This is a genomic window from Stenotrophomonas sp. YJH_SMC_10 (assembly GCF_059371555.1).
This window is the reverse complement of sequence record NZ_JCAFUS010000013.1, coordinates 1-16,425: the sequence shown is the minus strand read 5'-3', so window position 1 is coordinate 16,425 and position 16,425 is coordinate 1. Positions and strand designations below refer to the sequence as shown.

Sequence of the window (16,425 nt, the reverse complement as noted above, 5' to 3'; positions counted from 1 at the left end):
CTGCACCCCGCCGGCCCCGTGCGGCCGGCATGCCCACGGCTGTCCGCGCGGCCGCCGCGGGTGGCTGTTCGTCCCCGCCAGCCCTCATGACTCTTTTCGCTGCATGAAGCATCGCGAACGCATCTCCCGTTACCGCCATCTGCGCGAACAGCCCCAGTGGAAGCTGCTTGCCGCCGACCACGCTCCGGAAATCATCGGCCTGCTGCAGGGCCTGTTGATGGATGGCGAGCGCACGCTGCCCTCCTCGGTGCTCAACGAGCGCCTGCAACGGGCGCTGGACCAGCTCAATGGCGATGAACTGTCGCGCGAGCTGCCACGTACCGCGCAGGCCTACATCGCGCACTGGCTGGCGCAGGGCTGGCTGGAGCGCCGCCTGCCCGAAGGCGCCGACCAGGAACAGTACGAGCTGTCGACCGCAGCGCTGCAGGCGATCCGCTTCGCCGACGGCCTCGAGCAGGCCCGCGTGGCCGCCACCGAGAGCCGCCTGGCACTGGTCATCGAGCAGCTCTCGCAGCTGGCCGCGCAGACCGAGTCCGACCCCGACGCCCGCCTGTCGGCGCTGCGCGACGAGCGCGACCGCATCGATGCCGAGATCGCCCGCGTCGGCGCCGGCCGCGTCACCGCGCTGGACGGCAAGCGCGCGCTGGAACGTGCGCGCCAGATCATCGGCCTGGCCGACGAGCTGACCGAGGATTTCCGTCGCGTGCGCGACGACTTCGAGCAGCTCAACCGCGAGTTCCGCGAACGCATCATCGACGACGAAGGCGAGCGCGGCGACGTGCTGTCGCAGCTGTTCGAAGGCGTGGATGTGATCGGCGAAAGCGATGCCGGGCGCAGTTTCCAGGCCTTCTGGCGCCTGCTCAACGATGCCGAGCAGAGCGCCCAGCTCGATGCCGCTCTGGAAGCGGTGCTGGCGCGTGGCTTCGCCCGCCGCCTGGACCGCAACGAACGCAACTTCCTGCGCGGCTTCACCAGCACCATGCTCGAGCGTGGCGGCCAGGTACACGATGTGCTGCAGAACTTCGCGCGCAGCCTGCGCGGTTTCGTGCAGAGCCGTGGCTATCTGGAACAGCGCCGCCTCAACCAGCTGCTGAAGCAGGCGCAGTCCGAGGCGCTGGCACTGCGTGACGAGTTCCCCGCACAACGCGGCATCGGCCGTGACCTGCAGCTGACCACCAGCCGCCTGCGCTCGTGGTCGCAATGGAAGCTGCACGATCCGCGCAGCGCCCAGGTCGATGGCAACGTCGAGTACAACGATGCCGCTGCGATCAGCCTGGAAAGCGTCGGCGATCTGGTCGCTTCGTCCGAAATCGACTTCCGTACCCTGCGCCGCGACCTGCACGACCTGCTCGACGCACAGCCGCGGCTCAGCATCGCCCAGGCCCTGTCGCAGCGCGAAGCGCCGCAGGGCCTCGGCAGCGTCATCGGCTACCTGTCGCTGGGCACGCGTTTTGGCAACGTGGTTGCCGGCGAGCAGGAGCTTGCGCAATGGCGAGGCGGCGACGGCCAGATCCGTCGCGCCCGCATCCCGCTGGTTTGGTTCACCCAGGAGAGACGCCATGAGCTGGCATGAAGATCCCATCGAAGCACCGCAGGCCGAGGGGGCGGAAGACGCCTACGACGCCGAACCGGTGGCGACCGTGGCGCAGCCCCGCCGTGGCAACGACGTGTACTACCTGGGCGACACCGGGCGCCTGCCGCTGGATGCGCGGCGCGCGCTGTGCCAGTTGCTGATCGGCCCCAGCATCGACCAGCTGCGCCACGCCAAGCTGTGGCCCGCGCTGATCCGCAGCGAGGCGGCCATCCGCTCATCGCTGGCGGACCTGTTCCTGGAACTGGTGCTCGACCGCGACAGCGGCGTGGCGTTCACCCGCCAGGCCGATACCGAAGACGTTGATGCGCCGGTGCTGCTGCGCACCTCGCCGCTGACCTTCATCGACTCGGTGCTGCTGCTGTACCTGCGCCAGCAGCTGGCCGAGGCCGATGCGCGCGGCAACCGCGCGGTGGTGGCCGACGCCGAGATGGCCGAAGCGCTGGCCATCTACGAAAAGAACCTGTCCACCGACCGCGCCGGTTTCAACCGCCGCGTTGCATCGGCGGTGCAGAAGATGAAGGACAACCACATCCTGACCCGCCTCAGCGGCCAGGACGACCGCCACGAAGTCTCGCCGGCGCTGAAGCTGCTGTTCTCCGCCGAAGACGTGTCCCAGCTTTCGGCGGTCTACCGCCAGCTGCGCGAAACCCCGGCCGCCGAGGCCTGAGAGACCCGACCATCGCATGGCTATCTCCAAGCACACTCCCGCCCTGTTCAACGAAGGCCTGCCGGACCCGCGCCTGCAGCAGTTCCGCATGCGCCGCCTGCAGGTGCACAACTGGGGCACCTTCAACGGCCTGACCGAAGTGCCGATCGCCGAACGCGGCTTCCTGTTCGTCGGCCGCTCCGGCTCGGGCAAGTCGACCCTGCTCGATGCCATGTCCGCGCTGCTGACGCCGCCGGCCATCGTCGACTTCAACGCCGCTGCGCGTGAAGCCGAGCGCAGTGGCCGCGACCGCAACCTGGTGTCCTACGTGCGTGGCGCCTGGGCCGACCAGCAGGACAGCGGCACCGGCGAGATCGCCACCCAGTACCTGCGCAAGGGTGCCACCTGGACCGCACTGGTGCTGGAATACCGCGCCGGCGATGGCCGCGTGGTCAGCCTGGTGCGCCTGCTGTGGATCTCCGGCAACGGCACCTCGGCCGGCGATGTGCGCAAGCACTACATGATCGCCGAACGTCCGTTCGACATCGCCAAGGATCTCGGCGGCTTCGACCTGGACCTGCGCAAGCTCAAGCAGAAGCTGCCCGACCTGCACCACTTCGACACCTTCTCCGGTTACGCCGAGCGCTTCCGCGACCTGCTCGGCATCGACAACGAGATGGCGCTGCGCCTGCTGCACAAGACGCAGTCGGCGAAGAACCTGGGCGACCTGAACGTCTTCCTGCGCGACTTCATGCTCGACACGCCGAAGACCTTCGACGCCGCCGAGCGCCTGGTCAGCGACTTCGCCGAGCTCGATGGCGCGCACCAGGCGGTGGTCACCGCCCGCCGCCAGGTGGAAACCCTGCTGCCGGCGCGTGCCTACTACAACGACCTGAAGGAAATGCACCGCCGTCGCGGTGACGACGAAGCGCTGAAGCTGGGTGTCGACAGCTTCCGCGAAAGCCGCCGCCAGGCGCTGATCGAAGCGCGCCTGCGCGAGATGGATGTACGTGATCGCGGCCTGCTTGGCGAAGAAGCCCAGCGCCGCGCGGCGCTCGACAACCACACCGAACGGCTGGCCGAACTGGAACTGCAGCGCCGCCAGCAGGGCGGCGAACGCATCGAGGAACTGGAACGCGAGCAGGGCCGTGCGGAAGCGGAGCGCGATCGCCGCCAGGCCAAGCGCGAACAGGCCCGCCAGGCCGCGCAGCAGCTGGGGGCTGAACTGCCGGACGACGCACATGGATTTGCCGAGCTTGTCGAGCGTGCGCAGAACGAACTGCAGGACCGCCAGCGTGCCTCTTCGGCGCTGGACGATGCGATCAGCGAGCGCCTCGGCGGCAAGCGCGATGACGAGCGCCGTTTCGGCGAAGTCCGTGCGGAACTCGAAGCGATGCAGCGCACGCCCTCCAACATCCCGGCACCGATGCAGAAGCTGCGCGCGCGCCTGGCCGAGGAAACCGGCATCGCCGAAGCGGCGCTGCCGTTCGTCGGCGAGCTGATCCAGGTCCGCTCGGAAGAGCAGGGCTGGCAGGGTGCGATCGAGCGCGTGCTGGGCGGCTTCGCGCTGTCGTTGCTGGTCGATGACAAGCACTACAACGAGGTTGCCGAGTGGGTGAACCGGACCCACCTCGGCATGCGCTTCACGTACTACCGTGTCCGCCGCAACGATGAAGCGTTCGCGCGCGAGCCGTCGGCGAAGTCGCTGCTGCACAAGCTGGAGCTGCGCGAGCACGTGTTCGAAAGCTGGCTGCGCCGCGAGCTGGGCAAGCGGTTTGACTACGAGTGCGTGGATGCCAAGCAGCTGCGCAACGTCGACCGCGGCATTACCCGCGAAGGCCAGGTCAAGCATCCGGGTGACCGCTTCGAAAAGGACGACCGTAGCGCGGTGGGCGACCGCCGACGCTGGATCCTCGGCTTCAACAACCACGACAAGGTCGGCGCCTTCGAGCGCGAAGCCCAGGAACTGGCCAAGCGTATCGCCAGCTGCGAGACCGATATCGCGCGCCTGCGCGGCCAGCGTGACCGCGACAACGAACGCCGCCTGGCCTGCCACGAGCTGGTCAGCATCAGCTGGAACGAGATTGATGTCGCCGCGCCGCAGCAGCGGCTGACCGATATCGAGGCCACCCTGCGCGATTTGCGCGAAGGCAACGCCGATCTTGCCAGGCTGGCCAAGCAGATCGACGCCGTGCGCGCCGACATCGAGCAGGCCCGCCGCACGTACGAAGACGTCCGCGTCGAGCGTGGCCAGCTGGTCAGGGAGCGCGATCGCCTCGACCGCGCACGCCAGCAGAGCCGTGCGCTGGTGCTGCCGACCCTGGCCCAGGAGCAGGAGGCCGGCCTCGCCGAGCGCCTGCAGGAGCAGGGCCCGCTCAGCCTGGAAACGCTCGAAGCGCACATGCGCCAGGTCAGCAACGCGCTGAACGAGCAGCTGTCGTCCTCGCAGCAGGACCTCAACCGCATCGAGAACCAGCTGATCGGCTGCTTCCGCCGCTTCATTCAGCAGTGGCCGGAGGAATCGGGCGACTTCACCGCATCGGTGGCTTCGGCCGAGGACTTCCTCGCCCGCCTCGAGCGGCTGGAGCGCGATGGCCTGCCGCAGCACGAGGAGCGCTTCTTCGATCTGCTGCAGAACCAGAGCAAGAACAACCTGCTGGCCCTGCAGCGCCACAGCGCAGAGGCACGCAAGTCGATCGGCCAGCGCCTGGATGAAGTGAACGCCAGCCTGGAACAGGTACCGTTCAACCGCGGCACGCTGCTGACCATCGAACTGAGCGACCGCCGCCTGCCGGAAGTGGCCGAGTTCCATCAGCAGCTGCGCGAGGTGCTGTCGCAGCAGCAGACCGAGCAGCGCGAGCTGGCCGAATCGCAGTTCACCGTGCTGCGCCAGCTGGTCAACCGCCTGGGCTCGCAGGAAGGCGAGGACAAGCGCTGGCGCGAACTGGTGCTGGACGTGCGCATGCACGTGGAATTCATTGGCGTCGAGCTGGATGCGGAAACGCGCCAGCAGGTCGAGATCTACCGCAGCGGCGCGGGCAAGTCCGGTGGCCAGCGCCAGAAGCTGGCCACCACCTGCCTGGCCGCGGCGCTGCGCTACCAGCTCGGCGGTGCCGACAGCCAGCTGCCCAGCTACGCCGCCGTGGTGCTCGACGAAGCCTTCGACAAGGCCGACAACGAGTTCACCGCACTGGCGATGAACATCTTCGACAACTTCGGCTTCCAGATGGTGGTCGCGACCCCGCTGAAGTCGGTGATGACGCTGGAACCGTTCATCGGCGGCGCCTGCTTTGTCGAGATCAGCGGCCGCCACGACTCCGGCGTGCTGTTGATCGAGTACGACGAAGAAGGCAAGCGCCTGAAGCTGCCCGAGCGCAGCCGCCAGCAGGCCAACGAACCGGAAGAAGCCGAGGCCTGACCCGGCCGATCGAAGGGGAATGCCGGCCAGCGGCCGGCACCACCCATGGGCGGGGCTCATGACCTGATCGAATGGGAATGCCGGCCAGCGGCCGGCACTACCCATGGGCGGGGCTCATGACCCGATCAAATGGGGAATGCCGGCCAGCGGCCGGCACTACCGATGGGCGGGGTTCATGACCCGATCGAATGGGAATGCCGGCCAGCGGCCGGCACTACCCATGGGCGGTGTTCATGACCCGGTAGTGCCGGCCGCTGGCCGGCAACCGCATTCACGCACCGCGGAACGTATCCCACGCCATCCGCGCGATCAGCACCACCACCAGCCCCACGAACAGCTTGCGGATGAACGGCGTACCGCCCTTCAGCGCCAGACGCGTGCCCACTACCGAACCGATGATGTTGGCTGCGGCCATCGGCAGCGCGAACAGCCACAGGATGTTGCCGGTCGGCACGAAGAACGAGATCGCTGCCACGTTCGTCGCCAGGTTCACCACCTTCGACGCCGCCGAGGCGCGCAGGAAATCCAGGCCGAAGAAGCGCACGAACAGGAAGATCAGGAAGCTGCCGGTGCCCGGCCCGAAGAAGCCGTCATAGAAGCCGATCGCCGCACCGATCGCCAGCGCGATCACCAGTTCGCGGCGGCCGATCTCCTGTGGCCGGTGCAGCGCACCGAAGTCCTTCTTCCACAGCGTATAGGCCAGCATCGCGACCAGCAGCACCAGCACCAGCGGGCGCACCGCGTCCTTGGGCAGCAGGCTTACCGCGGTGGCACCGGCAAAGGAGAAGACGAAGGCCGTGCCGGCTGCGAACAGCACCGGCTTCCACGGGAAGCGCACGTTGCGCGCATAACGCCAGGCGGCCGCACCCGTGCCGAACATCGAACTGAATTTGTTGGTACCGAACAGCATCGCCGGCGTCTGCTGCGGCAGCACCGTGAACAGGCCCGGCAGCTGCACCAGGCCACCGCCACCGACGGCGGCATCCACAAGACCGGCGATGAAGGCGATCACCACCAGCCACCACAATTCGGGGGGAACCAGGTCCAGCACGGCGATCCATCAGGTGGGGGGCGCGACAGCATACGCCTGTCCCGCTCCAGGCGGCGCCCGCCGCGCGCGTGGATCAATGCCTGCAACCCGGCGACAATGCCGCCATGAGCCGAAAATCCGCCGATCCCTGCCCCTGCGGCCTGCCCGCCGACTACGCTGCCTGCTGCGGCCGTTTCCATGCCGGTGACGTCGCGCCCGATGCCGAGCACCTGATGCGTTCGCGCTACAGCGCCTATGTGCGGGGCCTGGCCGGCTACCTGCGCCAGACCTGGCACCCGGACACGCGTCCGGCCGAGCTGACGCTGGACGATGCGCCAGGGCAGCGCACGCATTGGCTGGGCCTGACCGTGCACGAGCACACGGTCACCGGCGCCGACCGTGCCGAGGTCCGCTTCACCGCGCGCTACCGGGTGGGCGGCGGCAGCGCAGTGAAAATGACCGAGCACAGCCGCTTCCAACGCATCGACGGCCGCTGGTACTACCTCGACGCGGTCTGAATCCTACCCGCCACGCACGGCCAGGCCGCGCTGTCCGCGGTGTGTCCGCACCTGGTTGCGGCCCCCGTCCTTGGCCACATACAGGGCCTGGTCGGCCGCCTTGACCACCGCCATCGGCCGGCGGTCCACGTCACTGTCGGCCAGCCCGATGCTCACCGTCACCTGCACCACCTGGCCGTTGCCGCCGCGTCCGCGCTGCTGCCGGCCGGTTTCGTCGTCACGGCTGCGGGTGCTGCGGTCGCGCAGCTGCATGCGGGTGTCTTCGATGCGCTGCCGCAGCGCTTCCACGGCATCGACACAGGCCTCCGCCGGGCGGTCCAGGAACACGACGGCGAACTCCTCGCCGCCGTAGCGGAACGCACGGCCTCCGTCACCGACCCGGGCCAGCCGCGATGCGACCAGCCGCAGTACATCGTCACCGGTATCGTGGCCGTGAGTGTCGTTGAACGACTTGAAGTGGTCCACGTCCACCATCGCGATGCTGTAGGTGCCGCGCGCCCGCTGCAGGGTCTCGTTGAACGCCCGTCGCCCCGGCAGGCCGGTCAACTCATCGCGGAAGGCCATGTGGAAGGATTCCTGCAGCATCGCGCCGAGCATCAGCAGCAACGCGGCGCTGCTCAGTGCAGGCAGCAGCACCGGCTGCAGGAAGACCCGCGGCAGCATCCACCACAGGCACAGCAGGGCCAGCAGCATGGCCGTGTGCAGCGGCCGTGGATGCCGCCAGGCCTGCCAGCCCAGCGCTGCGGTCGCCAGCAGGAACAACAGTGCCGGCAGCTGTGCCAGCGCGTTCCAGTCGGCGGGAATCCAGCGCCAGTGACGGTTCGACAACAGATCGTGCATGCCCTGCGGCTGCTGTGCCGCCAGCAGCAGGAAGACCAGCAGCGCCGCGCCCCACACCACGCTGCGCAGCAGCAGGTCCTGGCGGCGGCGTCCACGTTCCGGCCACAGCGCCAGCCCGGCGAACAGCAGCGGCAGCCACGCCGAGATCGCGTGGAAGCGCAGCGGGGTCAGGGCGTCCACATGGCCACTGTGCAGGTAACGCGCAACGTCGCGGTGGAGCAGGGCGAACGCCACCGCCGCCACCAGCAGCAGGCACAGCGTGCGCATCTGGTGGTAGAGCAGGGCCAGGCCCGCGCCGAGGCAGGCCAGCAGCCAGGGCAGGATGCGCTGCGCCGGGCTGGCCACATCCTCGGTGCCCAGTGCCATCCACAGCACCAGGACGACCAGCACGGCGGGCAGCACGAACAGGTAATGCGCAGGCTGGCGGAGCGGATGCAGGGGCACGCGGGAAGTCCAGTGCGGTGACGATGCGGCCGCAACATTGCCGTTAGCGGCGTCCGTGCGTGCTTCTTGAATACGTCACCGTGTGAACGGTGCGGTGCGCGGCCATGACGTCGCACTCACCGCACTGCGCCGATGCTGTATGCATGGACAGCGTACCCGTCGCCGTCGCTGCCCCGCAGCGTGATCTCGCCCGCCACTTTGCCCGGGTGCGGGCGCGCAGCCTGCAACTGGCCGCCCCGCTCAGCGCCGAGGACGCCATGCTGCAGAGCATGCCCGACGCCAGCCCCAGCAAATGGCATCTGGCCCACACCACCTGGTTCTTCGAACGCTTCGTGCTGGCCGGTTTCGCCACTGCGGCGGCGCATGATCCGGCCTGGGATTACCTGTTCAACAGTTACTACAAGAGCCTCGGCCCGGCGCATGCCAGGCCACAGCGCGGGTTGCTGTCGCGGCCCTCGCTGCAGCAGGTGCAGGATTACCGGCATCAGGTCGACGCCCAGGTGCAGGCGCGGTTGGCCGCCGGTGACCTGGATGAGCAGGCGCTGCAGCACCTTCAGCTGGGCCTGCAGCACGAGCAGCAGCACCAGGAGTTGTTGCTGACCGACATCAAGCACGCATTCTGGTGCAATCCGCTGCAGCCGGCCTACCGCGATGACCTGCGTCCCGTCGCCAGCGTCGCGACGGCGCAGGGCTGGGTCGAATCGCCCGAACGCATCGTCACCGTCGGCGCCCCGGCATGGCCGCAGCACGCCGACTTCGCCTACGACAACGAATCGCCCCCTCACCGCGTGCTGCTGCCGGCGCATGCACTGGCCGAGCGCCCGGTCAGCAATGCCGAGTACCGCGCGTTCATCGAGGCTGGCGGCTACCGCGAACCGCGCTGGTGGCTCAGCGAAGGCTGGGCGCTGCGCGAGGCAGAAGACTGGCAGCACCCCCTGTACTGGGACGCGACCCTGCAGCGTGAGTACACCCTTGGCGGTTGGCGCGAGCTGGATCCACATGCGCCGGTCTGCCATCTCAGTTACTACGAGGCCGACGCCTGCGCCCGCTGGGCCGGTGCGCGCCTGCCCAGCGAGTTCGAGTGGGAAGCCGCCGCCGCGTCGCAGCCGCTGCATGGCCATTTCGCCGATGACGACCACCTGCACCCGCGGGCGGGGCAGGGCAGTGGGCTGCGGCAGCTGTTTGGCGATGTCTGGGAGTGGACCGCCAGCGCGTATGGCGCCTACCCGCGGTTCCGCCCCTTCGCCGGCAACCTCGGCGAGTACAACGGCAAGTTCATGTGTGGCCAGTGGGTACTGCGCGGCGGCAGTTGCGCCACGCCCCGCGACCACGTGCGCGCCAGTTACCGCAACTTCTTCATGCCGCCGGCGCGCTGGCAGTTCTCGGGCCTGCGCCTGGCCAGGGACCTGGCATGAGCACGGTGCAGGACGCGCTGCAGGCGCTGACCGACCTCACGCCCAGCCGGCAGCAGATCCTGGCCGATGTGCTCGCCGGCCTGTCAGGCCCGTCGCGGCAGCTGCCCTCCAAGTACTTCTATGATGCGCGCGGCTCGCGCCTGTTCGAGCAGATCACCCAGACCCGCGAGTACTACCCCACGCGCACCGAGCTGGCGCTGCTGGATCGGGTGTTGCCGGACGTCGCGCGCGTGGTCGGCCCGCGCCTGCACGTGGTGGAACTGGGCAGCGGCAGTGGCCGCAAGACCGCTCTGCTGCTGGCCGCACTGCAGGACCCGGTGGCGTACACCCCGATCGAGATCTCGCGTGCCGCGCTGCTGTCCAGCATCGACCACCTGGCGCCGGCGCTGCCTGAGGTCGAGATGCTGCCGGTCTGTGCCGACTTCACCCGCCCTGTCGCCGTTCCCGCACCGGAACGTGCGCCGGCGCGCCGTCTGTTGTTCTTTCCCGGCTCCACGCTGGGCAACTTCGTCGAAGAAGAGGCGATCGCGCTGCTGCGCGCGATGCGCCAGACCATGGGGGCTGACGGCCTCGCCCTGGTGGGTATCGACCTGCACAAGGACCCGGCAGTGATCGAAGCGGCCTACAACGATGCGCAGGGTGTCACTCCGGCCTTCACCCTCAACCTGCTGGACCGGCTCAACCGCGAGATCGGCAGCGACTTCGATCTCGACGGCTTCCGCCACCGCGCCCGCTACAGCACCGCGCGGCTGCGCATCGAAACCGATCTGGTCAGCCGCTGGCCACAGGACGTCCATCTGGATGGCCACACGTTCCACTTCGCTGCCGATGAGCCGATCCGCGTGGAGTACAGCCACAAGTACACCGACGACAGCTTCGAGGCGCTGCTGCTGCAGGCCGGCCTGCAGGTCTCGCAGCGCTGGGACGCCGAAAGCCCCGCCTACGGCCTGCGCCTGCTGCGCGCGCGCTAGGGCGGAGCGGCCGCGCCCGCTTCAGGTTCTCCGGCGGCACTGCCTCTAAGATGGCCGTGCAACGGCAACACGGAGGACGCCATGCCCATCCTGACCACGCTCGGCCTGGTGGCCGCGCTCGCCTCGGCACCGACGCCGCCTGCGGCACCTGCTGCCGATGGTGATCCCGCTTTCAGTCGCTGCCTGGCGGGTATCCAGGCCAGCGCCGCAGCCCAGGGCATCAGCGTCGACCGATTCAACGGAATTACCGCCGGCCTCACCCCGGACCCCAGCGTGCTCGGCCTGCTCGATGCGCAGCCGGAATTCACCACACCGATCTGGGACTACCTGGCCGCGCTGGTCGATCGCCAGCGCGTCGAGGATGGACGCCTCCAGCTGCGGCAGCACCGCGATCTGCTCGATCGGGTATCGGCGCAGTACGGTGTCGATCCCGCCACCATCGTCGCCGTCTGGGGCGTAGAGAGCGACTATGGCCGCGTGTTCGGCAAGCGCCCGTTGCTGCAGTCGCTGGCCACGCTGTCCTGTGCCGGCCGCCGCCAGGCCTTTTTCCGCGGCGAGCTGCTGGCGCTGCTTACCCTGATCGACCGTGGCGACCTGCAGGCGCAAGGGCTCACCGGATCGTGGGCCGGCGCCTTCGGGCATACGCAGTTCATGCCCAGCACCTATGCACGCATCGCCGTGGACGGTGATGGCGATGGACGCCGCGACCTGGTCGGCAGCATTCCCGACGCCCTGGCCTCCACCGCCAACTACCTCAAGCGTGCGGGGTGGCGCAGTGGCGAGCCGTGGGGCATGGAAGTTCGCGTTCCGGCCGGGTTCAATGCCCGCCAGGCGGGCCGCACCCAGCGCCGTGCGCTGGCCGACTGGCGCGCGCAGGGGGTGACCGCGCTGGACGGCAGTGCCCTGGCCCCGGCCAACCTGCCCGCCGATGCACGTGCCGCCCTGTTGCTGCCCGCTGGCAACAAGGGGCCGGCGTTGCTGGTGTTCCGCAACTACGATGCGATCTACAGCTACAACGCCGCCGAAAGCTATGCGCTGGCGATCGCCACGCTGGCCGACCAGCTGCGCGGTGGCGCCGGGCTGGCCACGGCCTGGCCGACCGATGATCCCGGCATCGGCCGCGACGAGCGCCGTCAGCTGCAGACGCTGCTGCTGGCCCGTGGCCACGACATCGGTGCCGCCGACGGCATGATCGGTAACGCCACGCGACGCGCGATCCAGGCCGAGCAGCAGCGCCTGGGCTGGGCCAATACCGATGGGCGGGCCGGACAGCGTATCCTGCGTGCACTGCAGGACGCGCCGGCTACCGCGCCGGTGCCTACCCGTTTCACGCTTCCCAGCAACTACAGCGCCGCGCAGTCGCCGGCCATCAGGAGTCGATCCAACGTGCAGCAGATCCAGGGCCTGCGCAGCGGGCAGTACCAGGGGCTCGATGCCTGGCTGGTGGACACCGCCGACGCCAGCGCGGCCATCAGCGTCTTTGGAGGCCAACTGCTTTCCTTCGTGCCCAAGGGCCAGCCGGACCTGATGTGGCTGTCTCCCCGGCGCGCCGAACTGCCCACGCCGATCCGCGGAGGCAGCCCGGTCTGCTGGCCGTACTTCGGCCGTCAGGGCCAGGGCAACGACGTGCCCGCGCATGGGTTCGTGCGCACCTTGCCCTGGGAGCTGCAGCAGGCCCGTCGCCTGGACGACGGAAGCATCGAGCTGACCCTGGCGCCACCGGTCCTGCAGCGCCTGGACCTGCGCCTGCGCATGATCGTCCGCGTGGGTCGCCAGCTCACCCAGCAGCTGATCACCGAGAACACCGGCAGTACCCCTGTCAGCATCACCCAGGCGCTGCACAACTATTTCCGCGTGGGTGACGCCAGCGCGGTGGACGTGGATGGCGTGGACGGGCTGGAATATCTGGACAAGTTCGAGAACTATGCGCAGCCGCGCCGGCAGCAGGGGCCCTGGTCGTTGCGCGACCCGCGCGACCCCGGCCGCAGCGACCGCATCTACACGCAGGCCAACGGCCACTATGTCCTGCGCGATCCGGTGCTGAAGCGCCGCATCGACATCCGTACCGAGGGAAGCCGCTCGCTGGTTGCGTGGAACCCGGGGGCCGAGGCCGCAGCGAAGATGGCGGACGTCGGTGCAGGCTGGCGCGACTATGTGTGCCTGGAAGCGGCCAACGCGGGGCCCGACGTGGTGACGCTGCCGCCCGGCGGCAGGCACGTGCTGTCGCAGACGCTGTCCGCAGCGCCCTGGACGCCAGTCAACAAATAACGGATCAACGCGACAGGGACGTTTTCATGCAGGACGCGCAGTGGTGGTACGCCAACAGCAGGCAGAGCGAGGGACCGGTGGATCTGGCCGGGCTGCGCCGCCTGCAGCAGGACGGGACCGTAAACGCCCGCACACTGCTGTGGCGCGAGGGGATGGCATCGTGGCGGCCGCTGGCCGAACTGGATCCGTCGTTGGCGCCGGATCGCCCGTCCCCGCCGCCGGTTGAACCGGTGCACGCCGATGCCGGCAGCGGCGCTGCGGTCATCGATCCGTCCGACCCCTACCGTGCGCCCGCTGCTGCGCCGGCAATTGTGGCGGCACCTGCGGCAGCGCCAGCGCTGGAAGGTGACATCGCCCTGTACGCCGCCGTGGTCGGCGGCAACTTTCCGATCTATCGCCAGCGCTGGCGGCTGGACCAGGGCGTTGCCGGAGGCAGTGGCACCTGGCACTGGCCGGCCTTCCTGATCGGCGTCATCTGGATGGTGTACCGGCGGATGTACACGCTGGCGGCGATCTGGGCCGGCATGCTGGTGTTCTTCAGCATCGCCGAGGCGCTGCTCGGCGTACCGGAAGGCGTCTCGATGGTCATCACCCTCGTGATCAACACCCTCGCTGCGGTGTATGCCAACCGGTGGTACCTGGCGCATTGCCAGCGTGAGATCGCCCGTGCGCGCGCGCTGGCGGGAAACGACCAGGCGCGCCTGCGCAGCGAGCTGGCCGCGCGGGGTGATACCAACGCACCAGGGGCGGCCATGGTCGCCATCGTGGTCGTTGCGATGATGCTGGTGGGCCAGGCGATGGCGGGCTGACGCCTGCGCGGCTTCAGAACTGCCCGCACCTGCCGCTACCGCAGGTTCGTCCCGGGCAAGGAATCGCCGACATGATGCATCTGGATACCCCGCCGGTTACCCCGGCCGATGACAATCCCTATCTGGCGCCTGCGGCAGAGGTGGACGGCACGACGGCTCCGTCCGATGCGGACCATCTGAACCTCCTGGTGGGGCCCAACGCGGCGCTCTACCGGCAGCGCTGGCACCTGGACAGCCCGGTGCCAAAGCCGCCGCGGCCGTGGCACTGGCCCGCGTTCCTGGTGCCGACGTACTGGCTGCTGCACCGGAAGATGTACCTGGCGGCCATCCTCTTCGAGCTGGCCATGTTCGGCATCGCGTTGCTGGCGGCCCGCGCCAGCCCGCTGCTCACGGTGGTGTTGCTGGCGGTGCCCCGCTTTGCCATCGCGGTGACCGCCAATGCGCTGTACCTGCGCTATTGCACGCGGCTGCTGGGCAAAGTGAAGGCTGCCCATGCCGGGCAGCACAACCGCATCCGCACTGAGCTGCAGCGGCGCGGTGGCACCAGTGTGTGGGCGGTAGTGATCGGCATGGCGTTCGTCGCGGTGATCAACAGCGTCGCCCGCCTGGCGGCCTGATCGGGTGGATCAGGCCGGTGTCCGCGCGCGCAGCACCAGCAGGCACAGCGCACCGGCCACCAGGCCCCAGAACGCCGAGCCGATGCCCGCCAGCGAGACGCCCGAGGCGGTGGTCAGGAAGGTGACCAGTGCCGCCTCGCGATCGCGCTCCACCGCCAGGGCGCTGGCCAGGCTGTTGCCGATGGTGCCGAACAGCGCGATGCCGGCCACGCACGCCACCAGCTCCTTGGGGAAGGCCGCAAACAGCGCCGCCACCGTGGCGCCGAACAGCCCGACGACAATGTAAAAGGCACCGGCCGCCATCGCCGCTGTATAGCGGCGTGCCGGATCCTCGTGCGCATCGCGGCCCATGCAGATGGCGGCGGTGATCGCCGCCAGGTTCAGTGCATACGCACCGAACGGCGCCAGCAGCGTATTGACCACGCCGATCCAGCCGATCAACGGCGACACCGGGGCGTCGTAGCCGGACGCGCGCATCACCGCCACGCCGGGAATGTTCTGCGAGGCCATGGTGACCACGAACAGGGGCAGGGCAATGCCGGCCACGGCCGTCCACGACAGTGAAGGCGTCACCCACTGTGGCACTGCCAGTTGCAGGTGTACCTGCTGGGCATGCAGCAGGCTGCGGCTGGCGGCGACCGCAATGCCGACCAGCAGCGTGGCGATCACCGCATAGCGCGGAAACAGCCGGCGTCCGGCCAGCCACGTGGCGAACATGGCCAGTGCCAGGATCCATTGCGTGTTCATGGCCACGAATACGTCCAGGCCGAAGCGCAGCAGCACACCGGCCAGCATGCCTGCGGCCAGCGCCATCGGTACCCGCTGCATCAATCGGGCGAAGATGCCGGAGAAGCCCGCCAGCGTGCCCAGCAAGGCAGCGAGCAGGAACGCGCCGGTCGCCTCAGACAGCGAGGCACCGCCTGCACCCACCACCAGCATGGCGGCGCCCGGGGTCGACCACGCGGTCACCACTGGCACGCGATAGCGCAACGACAGGCCGATGCAGGTCACGCCCATGCCCAGCCCCAGCGCCCACATCCAGGAGGCGATCTGTGCCTGGTCGGCGCCGACGGCCTGTGCCGCCTGGAACACGATCACGGCCGAGCTGGCAAAGCCGACCAGCACCGTGATGAAGCCAGCAACGATTGCCGGCATCGAAAGATCGCGCCACCACGCGCGCTGCAACTGCATGCTCATTGCTCTCTCCACTTCGCATCCCTGCATTGATAGCGGTTGCGGCGTTGCCCGCGCAACGCGCGGGCAACGCCGCAGTGATCTTCGAGCGTACGTCATGGGTGGTGGGATGGTGATTCCGTCATCACCCTGCAAGAAAAGCCTTGACGAAATCCGCAGGATCTCTAGAATTCGCTCCCTTGCTGCAACGCATCGCTTCCCCGGAAACGACACGCGCTCAGCAACGCCATCGCCGACGGACGAGTTGATCGAACGAAGGTGTTGACGGACTCGAAAAGTCCGGCATAATAGGCGGCTCGCTACGACGAAAGGCCTTCGGGCCCAACGACGAAGCAGCATCGGCAACAACGTCCACCCCGGTGAGACGGCCTTGAAAAAAGGTGTTGACGAAGCGGAAAAGCCGGCTATAATGGGCGGCTCGCTACGAAGGAAACTTCGCAGCACACGGGAACGGCGCTGAGGCCACTTCCCCGGATCTTTGAAAGTATGCGCAGGTATCTTGTGAAGGCGCCTGCAGGAGGGATGATTGTCCATCTTGCAGACGTTTGATCAAGCAACTATTAATTGTTTTAAAGCAAGCGATACGTTGCCAGAATCAATCATCTGCAGCTTTAAATTTTGATCTTCGGATCATGTAGTTTTAAGTGAAGAGTTTGATCCT

The 16,425-nt window shown here is 68.3% G+C and carries 12 protein-coding genes; 9 read left to right on the top strand and 3 right to left on the bottom strand.

The annotated features are described in order from the left end of the window. Nucleotides 1–103 precede the first annotated feature (103 nt). The 3 genes from AC5P9C_RS15955 to AC5P9C_RS15945 are packed head-to-tail and all read left to right on the top strand — an operon-like array spanning nucleotide 104 to nucleotide 5,658. Complete coding sequence (locus tag AC5P9C_RS15955; protein ID WP_049466319.1) at nucleotides 104–1,573, top strand: DUF3375 domain-containing protein; 1,470 nt, start codon at nucleotides 104–106, stop codon at nucleotides 1,571–1,573. Then, nucleotides 1,560–2,261 (top strand): DUF4194 domain-containing protein, encoded by a 702-nt coding sequence (locus AC5P9C_RS15950; protein WP_049466320.1) that lies wholly within the window; start codon nucleotides 1,560–1,562, stop codon nucleotides 2,259–2,261. The genes AC5P9C_RS15955 and AC5P9C_RS15950 overlap by 14 nt, the downstream gene beginning before the upstream one ends. Before the next feature lie 16 nt (nucleotides 2,262–2,277). Further along, entirely contained in the window at nucleotides 2,278–5,658 is a 3,381-nt protein-coding gene (locus AC5P9C_RS15945) for an ATP-binding protein (protein WP_150828569.1), read from the top strand. 271 nt (nucleotides 5,659–5,929) lie between these two features. Here AC5P9C_RS15945 and AC5P9C_RS15940 read toward each other — a convergent pair whose 3' ends face one another. After that, the gene (locus AC5P9C_RS15940; protein WP_049470705.1) at nucleotides 5,930–6,709 is read right to left on the bottom strand and encodes a sulfite exporter TauE/SafE family protein; all 780 of its coding nucleotides are present in this window, start codon (nucleotides 6,707–6,709) and stop codon (nucleotides 5,930–5,932) included. Between the two features lie 104 nt (nucleotides 6,710–6,813). Between AC5P9C_RS15940 and AC5P9C_RS15935 the strand changes: the two genes are divergently transcribed. After that, nucleotides 6,814–7,206: a YchJ family protein gene (locus AC5P9C_RS15935; protein WP_049470708.1), complete on the top strand. Its 393-nt coding sequence runs from the start codon at nucleotides 6,814–6,816 to the stop codon at nucleotides 7,204–7,206. Nucleotides 7,207–7,209: 3 nt separating this feature from the next. Here AC5P9C_RS15935 and AC5P9C_RS15930 read toward each other — a convergent pair whose 3' ends face one another. Further along, nucleotides 7,210–8,490, bottom strand: coding sequence for a GGDEF domain-containing protein (locus AC5P9C_RS15930; RefSeq protein ID WP_057495295.1), 1,281 nt, complete (start codon nucleotides 8,488–8,490; stop codon nucleotides 7,210–7,212). Between the two features lie 143 nt (nucleotides 8,491–8,633). Between AC5P9C_RS15930 and egtB the strand changes: the two genes are divergently transcribed. The 5 genes from egtB to AC5P9C_RS15905 all read left to right on the top strand — a co-directional run bounded on the left by egtB (nucleotide 8,634) and on the right by AC5P9C_RS15905 (nucleotide 14,570). Continuing rightward, nucleotides 8,634–9,905, top strand: coding sequence for an ergothioneine biosynthesis protein EgtB (egtB, locus tag AC5P9C_RS15925; RefSeq protein ID WP_164083463.1), 1,272 nt, complete (start codon nucleotides 8,634–8,636; stop codon nucleotides 9,903–9,905). Further along, a complete protein-coding gene (gene egtD, locus AC5P9C_RS15920; protein ID WP_343543754.1) occupies nucleotides 9,902–10,876 on the top strand; it encodes an L-histidine N(alpha)-methyltransferase in 975 nt (324 codons plus the stop codon). Before egtB ends, egtD begins: the two co-directional genes overlap by 4 nt. Nucleotides 10,877–10,957: 81 nt before the next feature. Continuing rightward, on the top strand, nucleotides 10,958–13,144 hold the full coding sequence (locus AC5P9C_RS15915) for a lytic murein transglycosylase (protein ID WP_259344758.1): 2,187 nt from the start codon (nucleotides 10,958–10,960) through the stop codon (nucleotides 13,142–13,144). A gap of 26 nt (nucleotides 13,145–13,170) precedes the next feature. After that, nucleotides 13,171–13,953 (top strand): GYF domain-containing protein, encoded by a 783-nt coding sequence (locus AC5P9C_RS15910; RefSeq protein ID WP_343543286.1) that lies wholly within the window; start codon nucleotides 13,171–13,173, stop codon nucleotides 13,951–13,953. Between the two features lie 71 nt (nucleotides 13,954–14,024). Next, complete coding sequence (locus AC5P9C_RS15905; protein ID WP_326422416.1) at nucleotides 14,025–14,570, top strand: DUF2628 domain-containing protein; 546 nt, start codon at nucleotides 14,025–14,027, stop codon at nucleotides 14,568–14,570. 9 nt (nucleotides 14,571–14,579) lie between these two features. On the opposite strand, the gene AC5P9C_RS15900 is transcribed toward AC5P9C_RS15905, so the two are convergent. Beyond that, nucleotides 14,580–15,767 (bottom strand): benzoate/H(+) symporter BenE family transporter, encoded by a 1,188-nt coding sequence (locus AC5P9C_RS15900; RefSeq protein ID WP_343543289.1) that lies wholly within the window; start codon nucleotides 15,765–15,767, stop codon nucleotides 14,580–14,582. Between the last annotated feature and the right edge of the window lie 658 nt (nucleotides 15,768–16,425).

Excerpts from the sequence above, each read along its gene's own strand:
- AC5P9C_RS15955 (WP_049466319.1), top strand. The coding sequence starts at position 104 with ATGAAGCATCGCGAACGCATCTCCCGTTACCGCCATCTGCGCGAACAG.
- AC5P9C_RS15950 (WP_049466320.1), top strand. The coding sequence starts at position 1,560 with ATGAGCTGGCATGAAGATCCCATCGAAGCACCGCAGGCCGAGGGGGCG.
- AC5P9C_RS15945 (WP_150828569.1), top strand. The coding sequence starts at position 2,278 with ATGGCTATCTCCAAGCACACTCCCGCCCTGTTCAACGAAGGCCTGCCG.
- AC5P9C_RS15935 (WP_049470708.1), top strand. The coding sequence starts at position 6,814 with ATGAGCCGAAAATCCGCCGATCCCTGCCCCTGCGGCCTGCCCGCCGAC.
- egtB (WP_164083463.1), top strand. The coding sequence starts at position 8,634 with ATGGACAGCGTACCCGTCGCCGTCGCTGCCCCGCAGCGTGATCTCGCC.
- egtD (WP_343543754.1), top strand. The coding sequence starts at position 9,902 with ATGAGCACGGTGCAGGACGCGCTGCAGGCGCTGACCGACCTCACGCCC.
- AC5P9C_RS15915 (WP_259344758.1), top strand. The coding sequence starts at position 10,958 with ATGCCCATCCTGACCACGCTCGGCCTGGTGGCCGCGCTCGCCTCGGCA.
- AC5P9C_RS15910 (WP_343543286.1), top strand. The coding sequence starts at position 13,171 with ATGCAGGACGCGCAGTGGTGGTACGCCAACAGCAGGCAGAGCGAGGGA.
- AC5P9C_RS15905 (WP_326422416.1), top strand. The coding sequence starts at position 14,025 with ATGATGCATCTGGATACCCCGCCGGTTACCCCGGCCGATGACAATCCC.
- AC5P9C_RS15900 (WP_343543289.1), bottom strand. The coding sequence starts at position 15,767 with ATGAGCATGCAGTTGCAGCGCGCGTGGTGGCGCGATCTTTCGATGCCG.